The organism is Stenotrophomonas sp. INTA L402-1, from assembly GCF_059295135.1.
The window spans coordinates 1-562 of the sequence record NZ_JCAFWP010000200.1 but is presented as its reverse complement, the minus strand read 5'-3'; the positions used below and the strand labels follow the sequence as shown (position 1 = coordinate 562).

Genomic DNA, 562 nt, shown 5'->3' with positions numbered 1-562 from the left:
ACCTTAATTATGTACACCATGATAGCGCCCAATGGCTGGCGACAACACCGCTGCTTCCCAATAACGTACGTGATGCGCTGGCGGGCGAGAGCACACGGCCCCGAGTCAGCCGTCTCGGTGAAGGCACGCTGATTACATTGCGCTGTATAAACGGCAGCACCGATGAACGCCCCGATCAACTGGTCGCCATGCGTGTATATATGGACGGGCGGTTAATTGTTTCGACCCGACAACGCAAAGTGCTGGCGCTGGACGATGTGGTAAGCGATCTGGAAGAGGGCACGGGTCCGACCGATTGCGGGGGATGGCTGGTGGATGTATGTGATGCGTTGACCGATCATTCCAGCGAATTTATCGAGCAGCTGCACGATAAAATTATCGACCTTGAAGATAATCTCCTTGATCATCAAATTCCACCGCGTGGATTCCTGGCTCTGCTGCGCAAACAATTAATTGTGATGCGTCGCTATATGGCACCGCAACGTGATGTTTATGCTCGTCTTGCCTGTGAACGTTTACCGTGGATGAGCGATGACCAACGCCGTCGGATGCAGGACATTGC

General features: G+C 53.6%; 1 protein-coding gene. It reads left to right on the top strand.

Annotated elements, in window-relative coordinates; all coding sequences use genetic code 11:
- Positions 1-562: zinc transporter ZntB (gene zntB / locus AC5O77_RS22330; RefSeq protein ID WP_494507240.1), on the top strand; the 562-nt coding region annotated here is incomplete at both ends.